The sequence below is a fragment of the Candidatus Villigracilis saccharophilus genome (genome assembly GCF_016711665.1).
The window spans coordinates 1-5,938 of the sequence record NZ_JADJSO010000027.1; the positions used below are offsets into that span (position 1 = coordinate 1).

Sequence of the window (5,938 nt, forward strand, 5' to 3'; positions counted from 1 at the left end):
TAAGCGTTGGATAAAATACCATCGACAAAGCGTCGGGGTCAAAAGGTTGCAAATCTTCAGGCTTTTCCCCCAAACCAGCAAACAAGATCGGCAAGCCTAATTCACGTTGAATGGCAAACGCCATGCCGCCACGTGCAGATGAATCAAGTTTCGACAAAATCACACCAGTCACATGTACAGCCTCTTTAAATGAACGAGCTTGCTGCAACGCGTTTTGTCCCGTCGTTGCATCGAGCACGAGCCATACTTCATGCGGCGCGCCTTCAAAGCGCCTTGCCCACCACCCGATTCACTTTTTTTAATTCTTCCATCAAGTTGAAACGCGTGTGCAAACGTCCTGCAGTATCAATCATGACGATATCTACACTGCGGGCGACGCCTGCCTGAACAGCATTGAACGCCACTGCGCCAGGGTCGGACTCGGAGGCACCAACGATCACTTCGACCTTTAGCCTGTCACCCCAAACCTGGAGTTGGTCCATCGCTGCGGCACGGAAGGTGTCGGCGGCCCCGAGTAGAATCTTCCGCCCTTCAGAATTAAAGCGCGAAGCCAGTTTGGCAATGGTTGTAGTCTTGCCAGAGCCATTCACACCTACAACCAAAATAATCGTAGGTTTATGATTCAAACTCAAAGCAGGCGGGGATCCGAGGCGCGCGCGCAGTTCCTGTCGAAGCGCCACAGAAAGCTCATCGGCACGAATCAGGCCCTCGGTGCGCTGGATGCGCTTAAGAGACTCCAAAACGGAGGAAGCGGTTTCGATCCCCATATCCGCTTGAATGAGAAGTGTTTCCAGATCATCCCATGTTTCTTCAGTAATCTCTGATGCGCCAAGCAGGGAGGCGATCTGACCAAATGCAGCCTTGCTGGTGCGAGGAGAGTCCATCTTTCCATCGTGAAAATAAATTAGCCATGACGCGCGATTATATCATGCGGGATTAAAGTGTTTTATATTTATACTTTTTAAGGAATAACCGCAAACGTGCGGTGCGAAATTTCATCATCCTGGCAAGGGGACATAGCTTTTTCAGGAACCGACAAAAACGACCTGATCGGAACGTTGGGAGACCAATTAAAAACTGGTTAGATGGAAGTTGGATTAACTGCATGGAATTTGAGAAAAAAAATTGGAGTAAAAATGGCTGGAGAACCTATTCATATTTCGGATGAGAGTTTTGAAAAAGACGTGATGCAATCATCACTGCCGGTGATCGTGGACTTTTGGGCACCGTGGTGCGGTCCGTGCAAGATGATCGCCCCTACACTTGAGAAGTTAGCCAAGGAACAGGAAGGCAAGCTGGTGGTGGCAAAGATCAACACCGACGATCACGCCGAATGGATGCAGAAATTTGGTATTCAAGGAATTCCCACATTGCTCTTCGTTTCAGGCGGCAAGGTGGTTCATCGACAAGTTGGCGCTTTACCTGAACGCATGTTGCGTGAAGTGGTTACCCAATTTTTGGATGTTATTAGTCAAAACTAAAACTCCCATGGAATAACAATTGGAAGAATAAAAAATGGAGATAAAAATGTTTAAAAAAGTTTTTCCTGTGCTAATCGCGCTGGCTATTTTCTTAACAGCTTGCGGACCACAGGGCACACCCACATTAGCACCCGCGGAAGTTGAAGGCACTGCTGTTTCATCTGCATGGACGATGGTTGCCATGACACAGTTGGCGATCCCAACAGCCACACCAATCCCGCCTACTGAAACACCAAGCCCCACCCGTTACCGACTTTTACGGCACTGGCCTCACCCACGCTGTCTGCCCCCCTATTACCACCAACAGCAACACTAGCACCCGCTGGGCAAGATAACTGTCTGAAGCCGCTAAATGTTGGGGAAGCAGGTCCTCAATCTCAAGTGCGATTTGAAAACCAAACCGATGGCACGGTTGTCCTTTCGCTCACTTTAAGCCCAAATGCATTTGCACAATGCGGGGCTTTGAGCTACAACCTGGCTAAAAACGAAAAGCGTGTGCTTTCATTACCCAAAGGTGTATATTTTGCATGGGCATGGATAACATATAGCAACGGCAACACGGGCAACGCTTCTGGTAGTGTTAATAACCGCCCGGGCGATGATCACCAGTTCAGAGTGCTTATCAAAAAAGAATCAATCACGGTGCCGTAAATAATAAAATTTGAAAATAAACATGACACATCCCGAAATTAAGAAATGAGGGATGGAAAAAGATAGACCTCTGATGTAAGCTGAGTTTGCGAAAACCAGATACAAAGGAGGTCTATCGTGTTAAAAGATAAACGAAAGACGGAGGAAAAGCAAGCGAAAGCAAAGGAGATGGAAAGTCGTCTGGTGAAGTACCTGAAACCAGTGCTGAGCGAGTTGAACGAGAAAATGGATCGGCGGTTGGTGAAGACCTTGCTGGGATTGGTAATGGCAATTGTTGAGCATCGCCATCGGAACAATGGACTGCTGTTGAGCGAATTGGGAGGATACCTGCTGGGAACGGAAGCCTGTCAAGCAGGGACAAAGCGGATCAGTAACTTGTTACACAGTCAGAAATGGACAGGGGGCGAGATCGAGAAATTTCATTGGGAACAAGCCAGTCAACGGGTGGAAGAACTGCAAGAGCAAGGTGAACGCCCGTTGGTGATCTGGGACGAGAGTGTTCTGGAAAAATCAGAGAGCCTGCAAGCGGAGAGATTGTGCGCCGTGCGCTCAAGCAAAGCCAGTCGCCTGAAACGCATCAAGCCTGGTTTCTTCAATCCGCCTGGTGGACGTCCCGTCTGTGTGCCGGGATTTCACTGGTTGAAGGTGCTGGTAATCGGACATAAAGGTCCACCGACTCTGGCACATATGCGCTGGTGGACTACACGTGGAGAAGAGGCAAGTCAAAAAAGGGAGGAAGAATGTGAAGTTTTTGATCAAATCGATGGCTTATGGGGCAAGGAAGTTATTCATCTTTGGGATCGCGGCTTTGCTGGCAATCCCTGGTTGACACAAGCTTTCTTGCGAGGTGCTCGCTTTATTCTGCGCTGGCCAAAGAACTATCAATTTCTGGATGAATTCGAACAACTCAAAAAGCCAGGCGAATTGAGCAAAGCCAAGCGTTCCTGGGATCACCGTCTGGTTTGGGATGCGCGTCGTCGGTGTGAACGCAAAGCCGGGATTATCGCTTTCCCCGTTTTCGATCGCACTCATCATCAACCGCTCTGGGTCGTGGTCGCTCGCCGCAAGGCCAATCTCCCTGGTATCTGCTCACCTCTGAACCTGCCCATTCTCCTGAACTCGCCTGGAAAATCGTTTTCGCTTATGCGCGTCGCTGGCAGATCGAAATGGCGCTGCGCTACAACAAATCTGAACTCGCTTTTGAAAGCCCCAGACTTCTCCAATGGGATGCTCGTCTCAAACTCTTATCCATTACAGGATTGGTTTATTCTTTCCTGCTCTCCTTCTCCATCCCTCTTTTTCTGAACTACGTTCCTGGCTCTTGCACACCTTTTGCCATCGTACTGGAAAGCGGAGCCAGATCACTCCAGCTCCGCTTTATCGTTTACGTTTTGCTCTTTCTCTTCTTTGGCTTTCTCATCCCCCTCCCTTCTTCTCCTTTTTATGAGATTCGGGGTGTGTCATGTTTATTTTATTCTGTTTCTCTTGTAATTCTCGCGCCCAGCGATCTTAGCTTCTCATCCACACGTTCATATCCGCGCTCGATCTGACTGATATTGCGGATCTTCGAAGTTCCTTTTGCCGCCAAAGCCGCTAATACCAGCGCCATGCCTGCACGAATGTCAGGGCTTTCCAGTTTCTCGCTATAAAGTTGTGTACGTCCTTGAATTACGACTCGATACGGATCACACAATATGATGCGGGCTCCCATACTCACAAGCTTATCTGTAAAATACATGCGTCCAGAAAACATCCAATCGTGAAAAAGCACAGAGCCAACAGCCTGAGTTGCAACGGTAATGGCGATGCTGGTTAAGTCTGTCGGAAAAGCAGGCCAAACATTTGTCTTTATCTCAGGGACTGCGCCATCCAGATCAGATGCGATTACAAGCTCCTGATCCGAAGGAACGATCAAATCATTCCCATCAATCTGCCAATGCACGCCTAAACGATGAAAGACCTGCCGTACCATTTCAAGGTGCTCGACACCGGCGTTCCGAATCCGAATTTCACCGCGCGTAACCACTGCAGCGCCGATATAACTAACCACCTCAAGCAAGTCCGGACCAATAGTGAACTCTCCGCCTGTCAAACGCGACACACCTGAAATATGCAAAGTATTGGAACCAATCCCCTCGATCTTTGCTCCGAGAACATTTAGAAAACGACATACTTCCTGAACGTGAGGCTCAGATGCGGCATTGCGGATATGAGTTTCGCCTTTGGCCAATACAGCCGCCATGACAGCATTTTCTGTTGCGGTCACACTGGCTTCATCTAGAAGAATATCGGCTCCATGCAATTCATCCGCTTCAATATCAAATACACGATCGTATGTTTTTTGCGCCCAAGGCGCGCAATGCCAAATATGCGTATCCAAACGGCGGCGCCCAATCACATCACCACGGGGGCGGAAGACGAAGACCGTGGGAGCGAGCCAATGCCCAGCCCTGCGATAAGAATCGATGCGCGAATGCGCCGACACAGGGTCGGGTCAGATGTGAAGCGACCAATTCTCCGAGTTGTGATCCGCCAGGTATTTCGATCCAATTCTTCCACGTGAGCGCCGAGGCTTTCGATCAGTTTTCGCATTGCCAGCACATCGCGGATCTGTGGCACGTTATAAAGCACAACCGGTTCTTCGGTCAACAAACACGCGGCCAGCAATGGTAGTGCGGCATTTTTATTTCCCGATGGAGTTACTTCTCCCCGCAATGCATAACCGCCTTCAATCACAAATTCATCCATGTCATCTCCTTGATACTTTCGAAATTGTAAGGCAGTTTTATTAATTCGCCAAGAACATTACAGTTGACTTGCGTGATAATCAACTTCACAAGGCGCTTATATTTGGAATTATAATAATTACAGATGTCTATAACACTGATCGTACCCATTTTACTCGGATGCATTGCGGGGTATCTCATAAATTACCTTGCTGATGTTTTGCCATTTACACGGCGGCTTAGCCAGCCAGCCTGCCTGCAATGCGATGCGCCATTCACATGGAAAGATTATCTCATTTTTCGTCCGTGCAAAAATGGACATTCCCGCAAAGTGCGTCTATGGATTGTTCTGATTACGATCCTTTCAGCTAGTGTTTACACATGGATCAACCCGCCAAAAATTGAATACCTGCTTGGAATGATTCTGATTACCTACTTTGGCGTCGTCTTTGTGATCGACATGGAGCACCGCCTGATCCTCCACCCTACAAGCATTTTCGGTTCACTTCTTGGACTGATAGTTGGTACTGTTTCTCATGGAATTAAGGATACCCTTTGGGGAGGCCTGGGCGGCTTGCTGATCATGCTGGCCTTTTATTATTTTGGCGTCTTCTTCACCCGCATACGTACAAAACGCATGCTCGCCATGGGACAGGAAGTAGATGACGAGGAAGCGCTCGGCGCAGGAGATGTTATTCTTGTCACAGTCCTTGGGCTTATACTTGGGTGGCCGCTGATCTGGTTCGGCCTATTGCTCGGGATTTTACTCGGCGGCTTTTTCAGTTTACTGCTCATTTTATGGCTGGTGGCTACCCGCAAGTATGAAAAGAACGCGCTGATGCTTTTCATTCCATACGGCCCATATTTTATTATTAGCGCATTTCTAATCATCTATTTTCCAAAACTTATTCAAATGATCGTTCCCGGATAAACTAATGACGTCACCAGGAACAATGAAAAAATGAAAATAATCTCAAAAATCCGTCACAAAAATTTTCGCGCGCAGGCAATGGTGGAGTTTATGCTTGCATTGCCGCTTTTGCTTGTGCTGATTTATGGCACGATCGAAGTGGCGCGCCT

6 protein-coding genes and 2 pseudogenes are annotated in these 5,938 nt (G+C 48.3%); 5 read left to right on the top strand and 3 right to left on the bottom strand.

What is annotated here, in order from left to right:
• Both IPL17_RS10465 and IPL17_RS10470 read right to left on the bottom strand, forming a co-directional pair.
• Window positions 1-238 (bottom strand): annotated as a pseudogene (locus IPL17_RS10465) (hypothetical protein); the annotation flags it as partial.
• 25 nt (window positions 239-263) lie between these two features.
• Window positions 264-884: a signal recognition particle receptor subunit alpha gene (locus IPL17_RS10470; protein WP_345307035.1), complete on the bottom strand. Its 621-nt coding sequence runs from the start codon at window positions 882-884 to the stop codon at window positions 264-266.
• A 252-nt stretch (window positions 885-1,136) separates the two neighbouring features.
• On the opposite strand from IPL17_RS10470, the gene trxA reads away from it, so the two are divergent.
• The 4 genes from trxA (at window position 1,137) to IPL17_RS10490 (ending at window position 3,437) form a co-directional block, all read left to right on the top strand.
• Complete coding sequence (gene trxA / locus IPL17_RS10475) at window positions 1,137-1,481, top strand: thioredoxin (RefSeq protein WP_345307036.1); 345 nt, start codon at window positions 1,137-1,139, stop codon at window positions 1,479-1,481.
• A gap of 46 nt (window positions 1,482-1,527) precedes the next feature.
• Window positions 1,528-1,797: a hypothetical protein gene (locus IPL17_RS10480; RefSeq protein ID WP_345307037.1), complete on the top strand. Its 270-nt coding sequence runs from the start codon at window positions 1,528-1,530 to the stop codon at window positions 1,795-1,797.
• 65 nt (window positions 1,798-1,862) lie between these two features.
• Window positions 1,863-2,132: a hypothetical protein gene (locus IPL17_RS10485; RefSeq protein WP_345307038.1), complete on the top strand. Its 270-nt coding sequence runs from the start codon at window positions 1,863-1,865 to the stop codon at window positions 2,130-2,132.
• A gap of 117 nt (window positions 2,133-2,249) precedes the next feature.
• Complete coding sequence (locus tag IPL17_RS10490) at window positions 2,250-3,437, top strand: hypothetical protein (RefSeq protein ID WP_345307039.1); 1,188 nt, start codon at window positions 2,250-2,252, stop codon at window positions 3,435-3,437.
• A gap of 166 nt (window positions 3,438-3,603) precedes the next feature.
• Here IPL17_RS10490 and murA read toward each other — a convergent pair.
• A pseudogene (gene murA / locus IPL17_RS10495) lies at window positions 3,604-4,880 on the bottom strand (UDP-N-acetylglucosamine 1-carboxyvinyltransferase).
• Between the two features lie 123 nt (window positions 4,881-5,003).
• Here murA and IPL17_RS10500 point away from each other — a divergent pair.
• Window positions 5,004-5,789: a prepilin peptidase gene (locus tag IPL17_RS10500; RefSeq protein WP_345307040.1), complete on the top strand. Its 786-nt coding sequence runs from the start codon at window positions 5,004-5,006 to the stop codon at window positions 5,787-5,789.
• The last annotated feature ends 149 nt before the right edge of the window (window positions 5,790-5,938 follow it).

What these genes read in the sequence shown, in the direction of transcription:
- IPL17_RS10470 (WP_345307035.1), bottom strand. Translation starts at nt 884, where the DNA reads ATGGACTCTCCTCGCACCAGCAAGGCTGCATTTGGTCAGATCGCCTCC.
- trxA (WP_345307036.1), top strand. Translation starts at nt 1,137, where the DNA reads ATGGCTGGAGAACCTATTCATATTTCGGATGAGAGTTTTGAAAAAGAC.
- IPL17_RS10480 (WP_345307037.1), top strand. Translation starts at nt 1,528, where the DNA reads ATGTTTAAAAAAGTTTTTCCTGTGCTAATCGCGCTGGCTATTTTCTTA.
- IPL17_RS10500 (WP_345307040.1), top strand. Translation starts at nt 5,004, where the DNA reads ATGTCTATAACACTGATCGTACCCATTTTACTCGGATGCATTGCGGGG.